The 838-nt window shown below is 69.3% G+C and carries 1 protein-coding gene; it reads right to left on the reverse strand.

What is annotated here, in order from left to right:
- Positions 1 to 149: 149 nt before the first annotated feature.
- Positions 150 to 752 carry an alpha/beta hydrolase gene (locus JCM19049_RS16035; protein ID WP_054822046.1) on the reverse strand — a complete coding sequence of 201 codons (603 nt, stop codon included), beginning with the start codon at positions 750 to 752 and terminating at the stop codon, positions 150 to 152.
- Between the last annotated feature and the right edge of the window lie 86 nt (positions 753 to 838).

Below are 838 nucleotides of genomic sequence, written 5' to 3' on the forward strand. Positions count from 1 at the left end.
GCACGGAGAGGAAGACGTCGTGCAGCGCCCCGTCCAGGCGTAGCAGGGACAAGTTGGCGCCCAGGTCCACGCTGCGCCGGGCCACCACCTGAACGTTCAGGGCCACATCCGCCCGGGTGGCGTCCGGGGTCCAGCGCGGCAGCAGGTAATCACGGGCGGAGAGCAGCACCAGCACCGGCTGCTGCAGCTCCAGGCCCTTCGCCACGGTGGCCTGGGCGCGGAACACGGCGTTGACGAACCCGGTGGTGATCCGAAAGCTGCGGGGGACGCCACTGCAGGTTGTAGTCCCATTCCCCGTCGTAGGCGCTGGAGACGCTGCGGGTGTAGAACCCGGGGTCCACCCGCGGCAGTTCCCGCAGCGGGTTCAGCCGCGAGCCGGCTGCGAACAGCGCGGAGATTGCGGTGCGCCCGAACTCGGTGGCCTGGAATTCCAGCCAGGGGCTGTTGAGCACCAGCGCATCCACCTTTTGCGGGTTCTGCGCCGCGTACAGGGATGCGGTCAGCCCGCCGGTGGAATGCCCCAGCAGCACCACCCGGTTCTGCGGGTGCTCGGCGCGCATGATCCGGTGGGCGGCATCCAGTTCGGCGAAATACTCCTGCAGGTCCGTGATGTATCCCGGTGTGCTTTGCGCGGTGAGGTTGCGCCCGTAGTTGCGCAGGTCCACCGCGTAGAAGTCCGCCCCGGCGGCGCTGAAGAACTCGGCCAGCTCGCGCTGGAAGAAGTAGTCGGACCAGCCGTGCAGGTAGAGCACCGAGTGCCGCGCAGCACTCCGCCCACGGTGCGGCGCCAGCGGGCCGGACGGTGCCGGATGAGGGTGGCCTGCTCAGCGTCGGGCAA

The organism is Arthrobacter sp. JCM 19049, from assembly GCF_001310435.1.